Genomic DNA, 13,599 nt, shown 5'->3' with positions numbered 1-13,599 from the left:
CAACCCTTTATGTTTTGTCACATCATCAATACTCAGCCATCCAAGTGATAAATATCCCGCGCCAAATTAGTCCGTAACTGGCTATAAATATCGCGCCGCTTGATATGCTTGGCCTGATTAACGGGGTCAATACGCGTCACCTCAATCGAACGCTCGGCGCGCATTTCTTCCATCTGCAAGTAACCCAAAAACCAATCCACGCACACCCGCGGCAACATCAAGGTGCCTTCATCACCTAAAATCACCCGACTCACCACTTTGTTGGCGATCTCCACTAAGCTGACGTTATCTAACGCCTCTAACTCTGGTTGCGTTCGCAACAGCTCAACAATGCGGCCAACCTGCAAGCGGCTAAAATTATCCAAGGTGCTAAAACCGTAAAAAGTCGCTAACTCGCGCCGTAAATCAACTTGGCACATAGGTAAGGTGTTTTTACTCAAGGCTGCCGCCTGCATCATCAGCACGTTAGCCTGAGCAACCAATAACGCGACCTTTGGATCGGCCGCTTCTTCCTCTCGCCGCATAGAATCCGCAAGCTCTGGCGTAACAGGCTCATCATCACGATTAGCAACATAGCCATGCACCGAACACGCGGCGCCGCCCTCCAAACAACAAATCAAACATTCAGGATCAAACATATCGCCCCCTTGCATGCCTTAAAGCCGTGGTATCAAGGCCGACAATTGACCCAAAGCCCATGCTTACGTAACATGCTGTTGCCTAACTTAGGTATTAAGCCCGCTGCCTCCACAGCTCTAGCGGGCTTTCTTATCTCTACCGCTAATCAACATGCCAATCACTTCTCGGCCGCGTATTGCGCCGCCTTACCGCCATGACTCGCTAAATACGGATACGCCAGCTCTAACGCTGCCATACTCGCTTGCGTGGTCGCCGCCGACTCTTTTAACTCACGGTGCGCCGCCACTAACTGCTCGCGCTTGGGCTCATCGCCCAAATGGATCACCGCCACTTGTGCCTCGGCGTTCTCTTTGGTGAGCGATGCCGCCATATCGGCCACATGCAACACATGGCCGTCACTCATGCGGTCGGCAATCACCGTCACCCCAGTGCAACCAAACACATCGTTGAGATACTGCACTCGCAAATGCTCAGGCAATGCCGCCACCAGTGCTTGCTCAACATGAAACAAGCGATCCACCTGCGGATGTTGGCCCTCGTACTGGCCGAGCCAACGGAACAGCTTTTGGGCATTAATCCGCGCATCGTTATGCACGTCTTGCGTGCTGGCAAAGCTAATGCCCTCCGCCGCCAGCACCTCGCTTAGCCCGAGACGTTCAACCGCCGCAACAAAATCTATCGCCAGCGCAAAGCGCGTCATCTTGGGTAACTCCAACACCCGATGAATCGTTTTCATCAACAAATTCAAACGGCTATCTTTTTTACGTGAATTGATTTTCATGTGTACTGTCCTCCTTCAACCTAAAGTGAACCTAAGCCACACTCACCGACTCAGGATTATCTAAAACAATGACGGGGTTAACTTTGAGTGCGCCATCAGTTAGGCGCTCAATTTGATAAGCGCGGAGTTCGGGTACGTCTTCACCCCACTGGCTAATTGCAGAAGGTTTGATGTTCAAAACCTGAGCTAGCTTGGTTTGAGAACCATAAAATTTGACGGCATCATCTTTTGTCATGGGTTGATCTCCACACTGAACAAATAAGTTTTCTTACACAATAGAAAGAAAGGAAACTTATGTCAACAAAAGATAAGATCACTTACATGAAAACACTCGGTCAGCGTATACGCGAAAAGCGTAAAGAATTAGGTATCACCCAAAAAGCACTTGGTGCTTTAGTTGGGGTTTCTGCTGTTGCAGTAACTCAGTGGGAAAAAGATGAGACCGCTCCAAAAGGAGCAAATTTATTTGCTCTGGCTAAATCATTGAAATGTGATCTCAGCTGGCTTCTAAATGGACAAATCGCGACAAAACCTGAATCGAATGCTGAATGGGCAGGTGGTTTTGATCTATGGGACAACGATAGTCCACTGGGTGAAGATGAAGTCGAAATCCCCTTTTACGTGGATATCGAACTCTCGGCTGGCGAAGGCATTGTTGAAGGTATTGAGTATAAAGGCCCTAAGCTCCGCTTTGCTAAAAGTAGCCTTAAGCGCCAAGGCGTAAACACAGATCATGCGGCCTGTGTCAAAGTGAATGGCAACAGCATGGAACCTGTATTACCCCACGGCTCAACGGTGGGCGTTGATACCTCAGCCACCGAGATCGTTGATGGTAAAATGTATGCCATTAACCACGATGGTATGATGCGCGTCAAAATGCTCTACAAACTCCCCGGTGGCGGCTTGCGTCTACGCAGCTACAACACCGATGAGTGGCCAGACGAGCACATCAATAACGAACAACTTAAAAATATTAAAGTCATCGGCAAAGTGTTTTGGTACTCAGTTCTGTTGTAAAGCATTTGCAACTCGAAAATAGCTTTCCCAACATATTGTTGAATATAACCCTGTTAAACAATTACGCTTATTAGCCAGATTCAGCTTAACTATTCTATTAGCAATAAAGTATGTAACGCCTGCATAACACGTTTGCTGCCATGCAAATTAAGCTCAATTTACCACTTAATACGGTAAACTCAAAGAAACCTAGAATGCCGAATGTAGCAAATCGTGTTGATGCGATTGTTAGCACTCTCTTACCTATCACACATAAGTTAAACCTTGATTCTCTTTTTGCAAACCACGAGCCATTAAATCAAGTACCTCAGGTATTTCCATAATCTCAAGATAAGGAAATGTATAAGTTGTTTTACTACTACCTAACGCGAATTTAGATATTTTACCATTAGCTCGTATAGGACTCTGAAATATCTCAAAGCAGAAACCTAAGAATATCATTGTAATTGAATTATACAATTCTCCTCTGACTTCGTACGTCCTTGGGAATGGCGAAACAACGAACTCTCTAAGGTCACTTATACTAAATCCACCATTTTCAGTAGAATCGACTAACCTTTGAACAATGACGGTGCATGAATTCTTGGAGATATTAGTTGAACGAACTAAATTAGAACGAACAAGCTCTAAAAACTGCGATGATACCTTAATTGTTTTATAGTTTTCATGCTGAGAAACAGCACCTCGCCAAAAAACAGACAAAATAAAGCTTTTAAATTTTAAAGTATCAATGTCAGAAAAATGAACACCTTCATTATCTTTTTCTTTATGTCCGATCTTACCCCGCAGTAAATTTAAACCATATTGGTCGAAATTAATATTTAGCTTCATTTCACATTGACTGCATAGCTGGTCAGTAGCCCAACTATCTTGAGACCTACGATTTGGAATTAATTCTTTTGATGACAGTTCTATTGCTTGTCCATTACCTTTTTTAAACAACGACCTAAATACTGAATTAGGTATTGCATGAGAATTACATAATTCTGATTTACAACAACACAATTTACACTTTTTCAAAGGTTTCCTCCTGAGTGCTAACGCCCAAATAATGCGCAAATATCAGTTGGTTAAAATAAGCGACGCAGGAGCAAAAACCAACTGTTATTTGTCCTGATTAATTTGCTTGTTAGTTTACAATTACGCCAATACTAGTGAAAAAGCACTTAGCCAAATTAGCTGAAAGCCATATGAAATACGCTGATGGATGCCAGGATTGCTTTGGGATTTTACAGCTTTAGCCATTGCGAAAAGAAAATAAACAGCAGCGACAACAGAAACCAATGAAAAAATGCGGAAATATAATGGAATAATTTCAGTTGTTGGACTGATAGCAATTAATATTGGTGCTACAACTAATGAAAGCAACATGATAAAACCTGCCCAAGAATGTACCTTACAATTAAAAGTTGGATTCTTAGTAAATGGATCGGCGTCCATTGGGAAGTAACCGGCGACCCATGTACCAACACCATGAGCTATAACTAACCAACCAGCAATATTCACTAAAGTTGAAACATTTGAGAGTTGAGCCAGATACCAACCGAAAAAGCAAAATAGAAAACCAAGAGGATAATTATTAATTAAAGGAGACAATTTTTCAGTTGGGCTACCAGTCGCACCTAACTCACTACAAAATTGCTTTGAATGGCTGTAACCAGCATAAAACCTACTTGCTACATTAACACCAATGAATATCCAGACTGTTGCAATTAATCCTGAATAGATCGCAATACTCTCAAACACCACCAAACTCCCTTTGTAAACTAACGCCCAAAGCACAGGCGAGCGTTAGCGAGTCCAGCCCGCGCTTTTTGCGGGCGATTGTGCCTTTGCTTGTTATATTTTATTTGTGGCACGATATTGCCTGCTTGGCTTCTGATTGTGCCGAACTATATTCACCATACATACCGCCAATATCACAACAAGACCAATAACCACCACCGACATACTCTGCATCGGTTAAATCCCATTGATATAAAGCGTAAGTAAAAGTGCCATCTGGCTTTTTTCCAACAACGGCGATAGTGCTTCTACTATTGGAATAGAATCTATCTGTTTCTTTGAAACCCTCTGACTCTTCAGGGAATTCAAACTCTGTCATCTGATATTCTTTATTCATACAGAAATATAACGCCGTTTTAAGCGGCAAATTGCAGTTGACTAAAATAAGTGAGGCACGAACAAAAGCCAACTGTAATTTGTCCGACTTGAAAACCCTTGTTATGTACCGTTTGGGCGTACGATGCAATGTTCTGTTGGTTGTGGAGTAATAGTCATTACTTTCACACCATTAGGTGATTCAAAACGATGCCAAACACCTTTTGGAATTACCAACATTTGACCAGATGATAAACTATTTCTCTGCTCTTGATTATTACTTAATAAAATCAATGAAGCCTCACCACCTAATACCTGAACAAACTCGTCACCATTAAGGTGCCTTTCCCATTCACTAAAACCAGAGTAGTGAGCAATGTAAATCCCCCCATCTCTGTATTCTGATAATAAAGCGAAAGCATCTTTTGCTTCTTCATCAGTTGTCTCAGGAGTCCTATTTTCAAGAAACTTAACTCTCGAAAATTCATCGCCAATTGCAATTACTACAGACTTCGACATTTACGGGATCCTCGTGGTACATAACATTTTATTAGTGCGCATGCGCGTTTACCTCATTAGACCAGTGAAAACGCGCACAGTTAACTCTCTGTATGCAAAGAACTTATCAGCTTTTAATCAAATACACCATCCGGAAAAACGCGCATGCGCGTTTTCCAAACCTATTAACTAATTTGGGGTAAGCATATCCACATGATTTTAAATGGTTTATTAATTTTAGACTGGAAAAACGCGCAAATAAATGAGTTAAAAAACACTCAAAAACATTTAAATTTAAATACGACTGTATACCCATACATTGCTAGCCGCTTTACGGTAGGGCCAAACATTAGCCAAATACATGAGAATTTGTAGAGTAACAGGTGAGGGAATTTTCGATTGTTCTAACGAGCAAAAACACTTTTAGGGCATAAAAGAGCAATCTGTCTTACTTATAAAAAATAGCCTTATCTAGTTACACCATAAACCCTCCTTAGTTCAATCGCTTACTCTACCTTACCACTTGTTCAAAAAACCATCAAAACAAAAACGCTTAAAAATAAGTTATCTTTCTAATTGACGAAAAAGATAAGTTAACTTATCTTTAGGCCTGTACCCACTACCGAGGACAGGGAAATGATTCTAGCGAAAGTTCACACCACACCTAAGCAACGCGATGAGTTTCGCCTACTAGTTGCAATACGTTTTGCAAGCTTGATGGCGCTGGCCAAGGGCCACACCGACCCGATGGATTGCCCACGGGTACAAGCCCGATGCGCCGAGCTGGTCAAGCATTTTGCCTATCACCACCCAAGCCCTGCGTTTTACCGCCAGTTCATTCGTCACACGGGCGAACTCGGGCTCAACTTCTGCCTGCGCTTTACCGAGCCCAAACAAGGTTTGTACGGCAAGGTGATGGTGTGGCGTAACGAACAGGCGGCCACTAACGTGCATCCGCTGCAACTCACCCAAGCGGAGCAACCAACATGAGCGGCATCAACACCGCATTTTTGCTTATGGCCCAGTTCAACAAAGTGATAGTGCCACTGGATCAAATCAGCAAAGAGTATTTTGGCCTCGAACCGCGTACCGCGGCCAACTATGCCAAAGCCGGCCGCTTGCCCTTAGCCGCCTTTCGCACCAGTAACAGCAACAAAGCGCCTTGGATGGTCAATGTCACCGACCTTGCCGAATACCTCGACAAGCAACGCGACGCCGCCAAGCAAGATCAAATCAACTTAGCGTAATCAGCGGCTCAGTGGGGAGGTATCTATGTTTTTTGTTTACGGCGTATCCATGACCTTAGCGAAAAATCAAGCGGCCAAAAAGTGCAGCACCTCTGTAGGCGCGCACCCTAACCGCCGTCAACTGAGCCCCGATGAGTACCAAGCTAAGTTGAATGATATGGCGCAGCACTTGTTTGAAACCATGAAGCCACAACGCCTGTCGTATTCGTTATCGACGCCCGCGCTGTGCCAGCAATATATCGTGTTAGCCATGACCCAAGAAGCCCACCGCGATGTGCATATTCGCTATCACAAGCTGTCGGACAAGGTGAACCCAAAAACCAAGAAACCCATCATCAATCTGGTGGTGTTTAACGGCGAAGCCGCAGCCTAGCCCTGCTGATTCAAAAGGAAGGAATAGCGTATGAACCATTTACTCCCCGGCTTTGAATCAAAGCAGCGCATTGAGTTATTGCTGTCGCTCACCCGCATTAGTTCGCCCGAGGTGATTGCCGCGTTAACGCTGCATTACACCAGCGCCCTGCCCGCCGAACGCGCGGCCGCTCGCCACGGCATTGAGCTTTCAAACTTTATGCGTGGGCAAAAGAAGCTAGAGCAAATCGCCGCCACGGTCGAGGCCATTAAAGCCATCGACTGGGCCAAGCTGCAATCAAACCCTTTGCAACCGAAGCAGGTGGCCTAAATGACTCAATCAGCGGCGTTTCGCCATCTGCTAAATCATTACCGCAGCCATAAGTTAAGCCTGTTACTCAAGGCCACAACGGGCGACAGCATCAAAATCGCGCTGGCACTCGGCGCGTTAGATTGCCTGTACTGGCAAGCATTGGGCAACGGCTTAACCAACCTCGCCAAGGGCATTAGCCGCACCATAGTGTATTCGTACCGATATCACCCAATGCGCCTGCCCTGCCACCCGCCAGTCAGCCAAACCAGCGACAACCAAAACAAGGAGGCGGCATGAATACGTTCAGCACTAAAACGGGTGTGGTCACGCTATCTAAGCCCTACTTCACCTTGATGTGTGATCAACAGCAAATCGAAGTGAAGTACACCCCAAACAACTATCACGGTTGGGGCATTTGTAAGTCTTATAACGCCATCGAGTGCAGCGACTTCGGCCAAGCCGATGCCGAAGTATTCGCACTCAACGCAGAATCAAAACTCAGGATAAAAGGAGAAGCAGCATGAACCCAATACAAGCAGCAACTGTAGAACGTGAAGAAGGTTATTGGACCCATCCAGATTTGCCCGAGTGGGACGAAGGTGTGACCCGCGCAGAGTGTGAAGCATGGGCGGCACGACAAGGCGGCGAGTTTGTGGCGATTTGGTTTGAACTCGATGCGCCAGAAAACCTCATCGAGCGCTACTTTGACGAGGGCGACACCGATATCAGTGATTGGAACCCCATTTGCGACAAGACCGGCTCATTCTTGCTGAGTATTCACGACACCGAAGATGGCCCCGTCGCACTGTTCTTCGCACCTAAGGACAAGGAGGCGGTGTGACCTTCTAAGCAGAGACACGGCTTTGCCGCGTCCTGCTGCCTTAGTTTGCTACGTTTTATCTGGCATATTTCTTTCATAACTATTTGATAGTTGCTCAATTTCAACCCAATTTATTGCCAACCTAATCAAAGTTTTTAAATCATTTATATCGTGAGCAACCCATTTTTTTAGGTAATGTGTTTCATCATTACCCAACCACAATGCTCTTTTTGCAACAGATTGTATTCGGGGATCAGTTATAAATTCATTTACAACATTACCTGAAAAAATATTTTCGATACGTTCAGACTCATTTGGTTTTAAGGATTTCGCGTAATCTTTAATTAAAAATTCAAATGCTTTTCTATAACCAGGACCCGCTATTTGATGTAATCCATGAGCACTAGCCTCATCTGCCTCTTGATATATTGAAATAAATGATGGAGATAACTTGTGGATAGTTTCAGGAATACTAGTAACTTCGGAACGTTGAGGCTTCAGAGCTTTTAATTCTTTTGAAGATATTGGCCCATAATAGCCAATAAAATAACTTTTACATCCACTGAAAGCACATTGAAAGACAACCTGCACGCCATTTCTATCTGGTTCTACAGATGTGCGCATAACAGGAATTTCACTATGCCGGTGGCAAATCGGGCATTTATCTGGATACTCAACCAAATATTTTTGATTGTTTACTTCAAGATATCTTTCCATTTTTTTCCTAAGCATAACGCCACGCTAAGCAGCGCGCGTATGCGCGTCTTGTACGCACTTTTACCCGATAGATGCGCTTGGTGAAATATTTGTTTCACCAGCGTGCTCAATTACTTTACCTATAATGGTACCAGTAATACTGACCTTACCGCCATTATTAATAACATCACCAACAACCATTCCCAATATTTCAACTACGGCACCCAGCTCCACAGTTAGTGATTGAGCTGCCTGACCAAATAATATTAAATAACCACCATTGCCAACGATAACATGCCCCGTAAATTGACCGTGCATTTCTATTTCAGAGTTGATCTCAATATCACCTTGGATTTGACCATGTTCAGATTTCATTTTGTCTACCTAAATACATAACGTTTGATTAATGTCCGGGGTTTTGCCCGTACCAGCGAGCGATTTGAGCGACTTATTATGCAATGATCTCGCGCTCTGCACGATGCACTCGTTCCATCAACCGTCTGAAGTGCATATGCTCTTCTTCACTTCGGCATGTGTGCATGAGTTCATCGACTTCACGCATTAACATATGATACCGCTCTATACGTTCTTCAATTGGAATACGTTTGGAGGCAATAAGCTTATCTAGATTTCCTGATATGCGCTGATACTCTATTGCTGCAATTGACTCATTCTTCAGGTTTTTACGACCTTCAAATATAGACATTTCCATCATTTGGCGCATGTTGCGCAACTCAGCTTGCATAACCTCTAATGCCAAACTCTCCTTCCCGTTTTCCAAATCTGGAATGTGGGCGGGAGAATTTAGTGCAAGCAATTTTACTATTGAGTTGACATTTGTTGCATCACCCTCTGCTGCGGCTGTTGCCTCAATGGAGGCCTTTAATTTCTGTTGAATCGCGAGCACTTCGTGGTATTTCATTTCTTGAGAATATTCAAGATAACGCAAAGGTGTAATGTCGAAAATTTTCGGGGTATCTTTTTCCTGAATTAGGACTACTGGTTTATCAAATGCCTGCCGAATACCAAGCTCAAACAGAACATTTGGGTTTCTGCTGGACAGATCGCAAATTGCTATAGGTGCTTCAATTAGCTTTTTCAAAATATCGAGGTGGATTAAATTTGTCTCTTTCACCTCGTCAGCACGAACAGGATTGAACCCAGCCATCTCGCATGACGGCCTTATTATGTTGTCATAAACATGGCCAAAATGCCCTTTTGGATACCCGTCAGTATCTGCAATTGGCATAATGACAAAGCAGTCTTTTTCTTCTTTCTTTACCATTGGAATACTCAAAGTTAATTTTTGCATAACATTTTATTAGTGCTCATGAACGTTTACTTCATTAAACCAGTAAAAACACACGTAGTTAATCAGTTGTAACTTAAGGAACTTATCAGTTATTTAACAAATAAACCATGAGGAAAAACACAGATGCGCAAGTTCAAAACCCAGCACCTCAAGCAACATGTAAATAACTCATTGATTACAAATTGAATATGCTGGCACTAGCCCTGTAAACGAACAAAAGTATTTTGATTTTATTTCGTGAAATGTGATCAAATCGAATAATACTGTATACATAACAGCATCTAAGACTGAGTCGTTATGAATACAAAAGACAGTTTCTATGCTCGAATGTGAGGAATAGCAGCACGACAGGCAAGGCGGGGAGCTGGTAGCTAAGTGAATAACTGACCGACTGTTTTCATTGGAATAAACATTCTGACACGACCGTTGATTTTACAAAGAAACTCGAAACCATATTTTGCGTAGAATGATTCAGCTTGGCCAGTTAAGCAATCGACCACAATGGCATAAGCTCGCATGTGAGCGTTTATTTCCCACAGATATTCTAGCGCTTTGATTAAACTAGCTTTACCTAACCCACTACCATGAAACTCTTTATGGACAGCAAGTTGAGCAAGCAGAAAGACCGGAACGGGATAGCGTGGTAACTTTTTACCCATGGCTTGCGGCAAGGTATCACGGCAAATTGAACTTGGTGCGATAGTATAAAATGAGCAAATTGGATATTTTTGATTGGGCAATGGTGTAACAGCAGGTAAAACCATTGTGCGGCTAATACCTGCTTGCATGTGTTTCGCTGCTTGAGTTTGGATAAAATCGTTTAACTCTACTTCGCCACAGTCAAATGATGCTCTATCGTGCTGTGATTTATCCAATTCTTTAAAAGTCTTGGAGTAACTCACTTAAACTCACCACGTTTAGTAAATGCTGCCGCTTCACGTAATGCCTTGTTCGGGGCCTTAGCCTCATCACAAGCCATTATGAATTGGTCGAATACATCAGCTTTAACAGTAATGCTTTCGTGCTCAGCAATCACCTGAGTTGAATCTTCGTCCATTAAGCGAACAACGTATTCAGTTAAGCTTTTTAAACCAAGCAAAGCCGATGCTTTCTCAGCCTTAGCTTTGATCTCTTCATCCAAACGGATATCAAGTCTTGCAGTCGCCATAAAACCTCCTATCGTACGGAGTTAATCCGTAATGGATTGGAGTATAAAGTTTAAACAACCACAGCGCAACTTGTACGGACACAGTACGGATGCGATTTTTAGATTTGTGGGGATAAAACCTATTTAAGCTAAAACATTAGTTATTTAAAATGGCGAGGAATGATCAAAAGCCAACTGTTTTTGTCCTTGTCTAATTTCTTATAAGCCGTATTGCGTTATTATTGATTCATACTTTTTACCGTTTGAATCGACAACAAAAGCTTTAACCTTTCTTAGTTGAAGTAGCTCCTTAATACCTTGTTCACTATAGCCATCAAAATGAAAAACTTTCTTCTGATTTGGCTCGATAGTTAATGTATTAAAGTCATTAAACATTGTATCGTAGACGCCGCCTTCGGCTGTAACTTTTAGACCATTCATATTTATTTTTCTTTTCGGCTCACGAATTCCGAATTTATGTATATAAACCTTTGTTTTCCCTCTATTTAAAAGCACAACGCTCACTGCATTATCAGGTTGTTTATGAGTTCCATCGACATAGCCTACATAGGCTCGAAGCTTGAGAACGCCGGTTTCTAGAAATAAATTCCTAAAGTGCATAACTAAAGCTACAAGCCCAGATGCTGCACCGATAACTATTGCTATTTCACTGAATTCGAACAAAAAAACATCTCCTTTATTTAGTACACAAGCGCGAGTTCCAACCTCTTATATCAAGATGTAGATGTATTAGAGTTTGATTTAGGACAACTGAAGTCATAAGGCGGACATACGACATTAAAACGAGCCTGCGCTATTTTAACTCGTCTTTAAGCTGCTCAATCTGCCGATCGATAGATGACACCTGCGTATCGGCCTCTTGGGCGGTGGCAGTCATTTCCTGCGCCAAGCTTTGCTCCCACGTTGCACCGGCTAAGTTGTTATTCGCATACTGCCGACTTTCGCGCAGATTACGTAAGCGCTGGTCACGTTCAGCAATCACCCGCTTACGATCACCCTCAAGCCGAGTGATCTCTCGGGCAATACGTTGCTTCTCAATATAGGTACTGATTTCTTTTTTCTTATCAGAAGTTGCGTTTGAACCCACGCTTGAATGAGAAATGCTGTCACTACTTTTAATAAAGCTACCGATTCCACTTAAATCAACTGGCCGGCTATTTTCATCGCAGGGATCTGCTTGATACTTTCCATCAGCACATTTATAGACTTCAGCATTAGCCGAAAAAGTAGGACCGACCGTTAATATCAGCGCGAGTAGTATTAAAGATTTTCTATCCATAGATCACCTCAATGTTTATTGAGCAATCATATCACCAGCGGGGAACCATGAAACAACTTTTTAAAATCGGTGATCCTATAGTGAACCACACTTTTAACCACCTTATATAAATCAAGTGGTTAAATTAAAATCTTACCTATCCAGCATGGGCGCAATGGAAAAGGTTCTATCGAGGGTTTTAGGCGCTAAACCTTGGTGTTGCTGGGTTTTATCTAAATTCATTATGTTCCGACTAAATAATATTCTTACTGACTGTTTTTACACGTTTAGGATGTTCTACCTTATTCAGGGAACTAAGAGGGAATCACAATAGCTTGGACGCAGCAGATTGAAGAACCTCATAAATGGTGTTATTTCGCATTCAAAAACGTGAAAAGGCTGACGGGATCATTCACCATCAATATCTTGTGCGTGTGAAAAAATGGCAAAGCATTATACACAGAGCAAAGCGCCATTACCAAACACCAAGCAGCAGGGTCACGCTCTGCATCAAAAGTGCAGCGTTATAGCACGATGACAAACTTGGCCTATGACAGTAGACGCAAAGCGGCATGAATACTAAAAGTGGATTAATTATCTAGCGCTCAGTCCCCCTCCATCAAGCTATAAGCGACTATCATGCTGACTAGAGGAATAACCGCCAATTACAGCTCACTCCAGCGCCTCAATAGATTGTGATACACGCCACTCAGATTAAATAACTCTTGTTCCGCGGTCTGCTGAGCAGTGAGTGTTTGAATCGATTGATCGAGTTGAAATAGCAAGCGGCGCTGACCTTCATCACGAACCATACTTTGCAGCCACATAAAGGCGGCGGTACGCTCGCCCGACAGAACTGGCGTGACCTGATGCAAGCTGCTCGATGGATACAGCACTAATGAACCCGCTGATAATTTTATGCTTTGTTGGCCGTAGGTATCTTGGATAACTAATTCGCCGCCCTTATAGCTTTCTGGTTCGCTGAGAAATAAAGTCGCTGACAGATCGGTACGGATCATCCCATCAGGGGTCGAGCGGATAGCATTATCTATGTGATACCCAAAGGTTTCACCGCCTTGATATCGATTAAACAAAGGCGGATAAAACTGTAATGGTAATGCGGCAGATACAAATTGCGGGTGTGCCAACAGCCTGTCCATAATCTGCTGACCTAGCGCGACTGCTACTGGGTCGTCCTTCTCTAATTGCTGATTACGCTTACGAGTTGTCGCCATTGCGCCAGAGGTTTGATTACCGTCTATCCAGCGGCGGGCATCTAACTGGTCGCGTAAGTGACTTACTTCTTGTTTTGAGAAAACATTAGGAATTTCAATCAACATCTCAGGGTTCCATTGGGCAAAAAACACGGCATGACGTATAGCGTTTATAAAACATAAAA

Annotated in this window: 23 protein-coding genes; 8 read left to right on the top strand and 15 right to left on the bottom strand. The window is 43.2% G+C overall.

Annotation, left to right across the window (positions count from 1 at the left end; all coding sequences use genetic code 11):
* Window positions 1-32 precede the first annotated feature (32 nt).
* The 3 genes from FW758_RS13100 to FW758_RS13090 form a co-directional block, all read right to left on the bottom strand.
* The gene (locus tag FW758_RS13100) at window positions 33-638 is read right to left on the bottom strand and encodes a hypothetical protein (protein ID WP_011847787.1); all 606 of its coding nucleotides are present in this window, start codon (window positions 636-638) and stop codon (window positions 33-35) included.
* Window positions 639-796: 158 nt separating this feature from the next.
* Window positions 797-1,420, bottom strand: coding sequence for a hypothetical protein (locus FW758_RS13095; protein ID WP_446445605.1), 624 nt, complete (start codon window positions 1,418-1,420; stop codon window positions 797-799).
* A 31-nt stretch (window positions 1,421-1,451) separates the two neighbouring features.
* Window positions 1,452-1,655, bottom strand: a complete 204-nt coding sequence (locus FW758_RS13090; protein ID WP_012088268.1) for a Cro/CI family transcriptional regulator — start codon at window positions 1,653-1,655, stop codon at window positions 1,452-1,454.
* A gap of 86 nt (window positions 1,656-1,741) precedes the next feature.
* Between FW758_RS13090 and FW758_RS13085 the strand changes: the two genes are divergently transcribed.
* Window positions 1,742-2,437: a helix-turn-helix transcriptional regulator gene (locus FW758_RS13085; RefSeq protein WP_310802724.1), complete on the top strand. Its 696-nt coding sequence runs from the start codon at window positions 1,742-1,744 to the stop codon at window positions 2,435-2,437.
* Window positions 2,438-2,683: 246 nt separating this feature from the next.
* Here the strand turns inward: FW758_RS13085 and FW758_RS13080 are convergent, their stop codons facing one another.
* From FW758_RS13080 to FW758_RS13065, 4 genes are all read right to left on the bottom strand, one after another.
* Complete coding sequence (locus tag FW758_RS13080) at window positions 2,684-3,379, bottom strand: hypothetical protein (protein ID WP_446445604.1); 696 nt, start codon at window positions 3,377-3,379, stop codon at window positions 2,684-2,686.
* Window positions 3,380-3,577: 198 nt separating this feature from the next.
* Window positions 3,578-4,183 carry a DUF998 domain-containing protein gene (locus FW758_RS13075; protein WP_115336103.1) on the bottom strand — a complete coding sequence of 202 codons (606 nt, stop codon included), beginning with the start codon at window positions 4,181-4,183 and terminating at the stop codon, window positions 3,578-3,580.
* A gap of 100 nt (window positions 4,184-4,283) precedes the next feature.
* The gene (locus tag FW758_RS13070; protein ID WP_446445603.1) at window positions 4,284-4,541 is read right to left on the bottom strand and encodes a hypothetical protein; all 258 of its coding nucleotides are present in this window, start codon (window positions 4,539-4,541) and stop codon (window positions 4,284-4,286) included.
* A 119-nt stretch (window positions 4,542-4,660) separates the two neighbouring features.
* A complete protein-coding gene (locus FW758_RS13065; protein WP_259543702.1) occupies window positions 4,661-5,056 on the bottom strand; it encodes a cupin domain-containing protein in 396 nt (131 codons plus the stop codon).
* 615 nt (window positions 5,057-5,671) lie between these two features.
* Between FW758_RS13065 and FW758_RS13060 the strand changes: the two genes are divergently transcribed.
* From FW758_RS13060 to FW758_RS13030, 7 genes are read left to right on the top strand one after another with little or no spacing between them, the layout of a single operon-like run.
* Entirely contained in the window at window positions 5,672-6,025 is a 354-nt protein-coding gene (locus FW758_RS13060; protein WP_446445602.1) for a hypothetical protein, read from the top strand.
* Window positions 6,022-6,282 carry a pyocin activator PrtN family protein gene (locus tag FW758_RS13055; RefSeq protein WP_220591999.1) on the top strand — a complete coding sequence of 87 codons (261 nt, stop codon included), beginning with the start codon at window positions 6,022-6,024 and terminating at the stop codon, window positions 6,280-6,282. The genes FW758_RS13060 and FW758_RS13055 overlap by 4 nt, the downstream gene beginning before the upstream one ends.
* A 25-nt stretch (window positions 6,283-6,307) precedes the next feature.
* Window positions 6,308-6,655, top strand: a complete 348-nt coding sequence (locus tag FW758_RS13050) for a hypothetical protein (RefSeq protein WP_446445601.1) — start codon at window positions 6,308-6,310, stop codon at window positions 6,653-6,655.
* Window positions 6,656-6,685: 30 nt separating this feature from the next.
* The gene (locus FW758_RS13045; RefSeq protein WP_446445600.1) at window positions 6,686-6,964 is read left to right on the top strand and encodes a hypothetical protein; all 279 of its coding nucleotides are present in this window, start codon (window positions 6,686-6,688) and stop codon (window positions 6,962-6,964) included.
* Complete coding sequence (locus tag FW758_RS13040) at window positions 6,965-7,243, top strand: hypothetical protein (RefSeq protein WP_168825293.1); 279 nt, start codon at window positions 6,965-6,967, stop codon at window positions 7,241-7,243.
* On the top strand, window positions 7,240-7,470 hold the full coding sequence (locus tag FW758_RS13035; protein WP_446445599.1) for a hypothetical protein: 231 nt from the start codon (window positions 7,240-7,242) through the stop codon (window positions 7,468-7,470). Before FW758_RS13040 ends, FW758_RS13035 begins: the two co-directional genes overlap by 4 nt.
* Complete coding sequence (locus tag FW758_RS13030; protein ID WP_446445598.1) at window positions 7,467-7,787, top strand: hypothetical protein; 321 nt, start codon at window positions 7,467-7,469, stop codon at window positions 7,785-7,787. Before FW758_RS13035 ends, FW758_RS13030 begins: the two co-directional genes overlap by 4 nt.
* A 48-nt stretch (window positions 7,788-7,835) precedes the next feature.
* Here the strand turns inward: FW758_RS13030 and FW758_RS13025 are convergent, their stop codons facing one another.
* The 8 genes from FW758_RS13025 to FW758_RS12990 all read right to left on the bottom strand — a co-directional run bounded on the left by FW758_RS13025 (window position 7,836) and on the right by FW758_RS12990 (window position 13,540).
* The gene (locus tag FW758_RS13025; protein ID WP_446445597.1) at window positions 7,836-8,483 is read right to left on the bottom strand and encodes a hypothetical protein; all 648 of its coding nucleotides are present in this window, start codon (window positions 8,481-8,483) and stop codon (window positions 7,836-7,838) included.
* 60 nt (window positions 8,484-8,543) lie between these two features.
* Window positions 8,544-8,837 carry a hypothetical protein gene (locus FW758_RS13020; RefSeq protein ID WP_014357902.1) on the bottom strand — a complete coding sequence of 98 codons (294 nt, stop codon included), beginning with the start codon at window positions 8,835-8,837 and terminating at the stop codon, window positions 8,544-8,546.
* Window positions 8,838-8,913: 76 nt separating this feature from the next.
* The gene (locus tag FW758_RS13015; RefSeq protein ID WP_446445596.1) at window positions 8,914-9,774 is read right to left on the bottom strand and encodes a hypothetical protein; all 861 of its coding nucleotides are present in this window, start codon (window positions 9,772-9,774) and stop codon (window positions 8,914-8,916) included.
* Window positions 9,775-10,145: 371 nt separating this feature from the next.
* Window positions 10,146-10,676, bottom strand: coding sequence for a GNAT family N-acetyltransferase (locus FW758_RS13010; RefSeq protein ID WP_446445595.1), 531 nt, complete (start codon window positions 10,674-10,676; stop codon window positions 10,146-10,148).
* Window positions 10,673-10,942 (bottom strand): type II toxin-antitoxin system TacA family antitoxin, encoded by a 270-nt coding sequence (locus FW758_RS13005; protein ID WP_012586779.1) that lies wholly within the window; start codon window positions 10,940-10,942, stop codon window positions 10,673-10,675. Before FW758_RS13005 ends, FW758_RS13010 begins: the two co-directional genes overlap by 4 nt.
* Window positions 10,943-11,140: 198 nt before the next feature.
* Window positions 11,141-11,605: a hypothetical protein gene (locus tag FW758_RS13000; RefSeq protein ID WP_041411001.1), complete on the bottom strand. Its 465-nt coding sequence runs from the start codon at window positions 11,603-11,605 to the stop codon at window positions 11,141-11,143.
* Between the two features lie 130 nt (window positions 11,606-11,735).
* Window positions 11,736-12,221: a hypothetical protein gene (locus FW758_RS12995; protein ID WP_446445594.1), complete on the bottom strand. Its 486-nt coding sequence runs from the start codon at window positions 12,219-12,221 to the stop codon at window positions 11,736-11,738.
* A 644-nt stretch (window positions 12,222-12,865) separates the two neighbouring features.
* On the bottom strand, window positions 12,866-13,540 hold the full coding sequence (locus tag FW758_RS12990; protein ID WP_446445593.1) for a Fe2+-dependent dioxygenase: 675 nt from the start codon (window positions 13,538-13,540) through the stop codon (window positions 12,866-12,868).
* Window positions 13,541-13,599 lie beyond the last annotated feature (59 nt).

The sequence above is a fragment of the Shewanella sp. 1180_01 genome, from assembly GCF_052850535.1.
The sequence above is the reverse complement of the archived record's forward strand: the minus strand, read 5'-3'. Positions and strand labels throughout refer to the sequence as shown.

Coding starts and splice junctions, on each gene's coding strand:
- FW758_RS13030 (WP_446445598.1), top strand. CDS start 7,467: ATGAACCCAATACAAGCAGCAACTGTAGAACGTGAAGAAGGTTATTGG.
- FW758_RS13025 (WP_446445597.1), bottom strand. CDS start 8,483: ATGGAAAGATATCTTGAAGTAAACAATCAAAAATATTTGGTTGAGTAT.
- FW758_RS12995 (WP_446445594.1), bottom strand. CDS start 12,221: ATGGATAGAAAATCTTTAATACTACTCGCGCTGATATTAACGGTCGGT.
- FW758_RS13090 (WP_012088268.1), bottom strand. CDS start 1,655: ATGACAAAAGATGATGCCGTCAAATTTTATGGTTCTCAAACCAAGCTA.
- FW758_RS13060 (WP_446445602.1), top strand. CDS start 5,672: ATGATTCTAGCGAAAGTTCACACCACACCTAAGCAACGCGATGAGTTT.
- FW758_RS13005 (WP_012586779.1), bottom strand. CDS start 10,942: ATGGCGACTGCAAGACTTGATATCCGTTTGGATGAAGAGATCAAAGCT.
- FW758_RS13050 (WP_446445601.1), top strand. CDS start 6,308: ATGTTTTTTGTTTACGGCGTATCCATGACCTTAGCGAAAAATCAAGCG.
- FW758_RS13020 (WP_014357902.1), bottom strand. CDS start 8,837: ATGAAATCTGAACATGGTCAAATCCAAGGTGATATTGAGATCAACTCT.
- FW758_RS13065 (WP_259543702.1), bottom strand. CDS start 5,056: ATGTCGAAGTCTGTAGTAATTGCAATTGGCGATGAATTTTCGAGAGTT.
- FW758_RS13040 (WP_168825293.1), top strand. CDS start 6,965: ATGACTCAATCAGCGGCGTTTCGCCATCTGCTAAATCATTACCGCAGC.
- FW758_RS13095 (WP_446445605.1), bottom strand. CDS start 1,420: ATGAAAATCAATTCACGTAAAAAAGATAGCCGTTTGAATTTGTTGATG.
- FW758_RS13035 (WP_446445599.1), top strand. CDS start 7,240: ATGAATACGTTCAGCACTAAAACGGGTGTGGTCACGCTATCTAAGCCC.
- FW758_RS13015 (WP_446445596.1), bottom strand. CDS start 9,774: ATGCAAAAATTAACTTTGAGTATTCCAATGGTAAAGAAAGAAGAAAAA.
- FW758_RS12990 (WP_446445593.1), bottom strand. CDS start 13,540: ATGTTGATTGAAATTCCTAATGTTTTCTCAAAACAAGAAGTAAGTCAC.
- FW758_RS13100 (WP_011847787.1), bottom strand. CDS start 638: ATGTTTGATCCTGAATGTTTGATTTGTTGTTTGGAGGGCGGCGCCGCG.
- FW758_RS13055 (WP_220591999.1), top strand. CDS start 6,022: ATGAGCGGCATCAACACCGCATTTTTGCTTATGGCCCAGTTCAACAAA.
- FW758_RS13045 (WP_446445600.1), top strand. CDS start 6,686: ATGAACCATTTACTCCCCGGCTTTGAATCAAAGCAGCGCATTGAGTTA.
- FW758_RS13070 (WP_446445603.1), bottom strand. CDS start 4,541: ATGACAGAGTTTGAATTCCCTGAAGAGTCAGAGGGTTTCAAAGAAACA.
- FW758_RS13085 (WP_310802724.1), top strand. CDS start 1,742: ATGAAAACACTCGGTCAGCGTATACGCGAAAAGCGTAAAGAATTAGGT.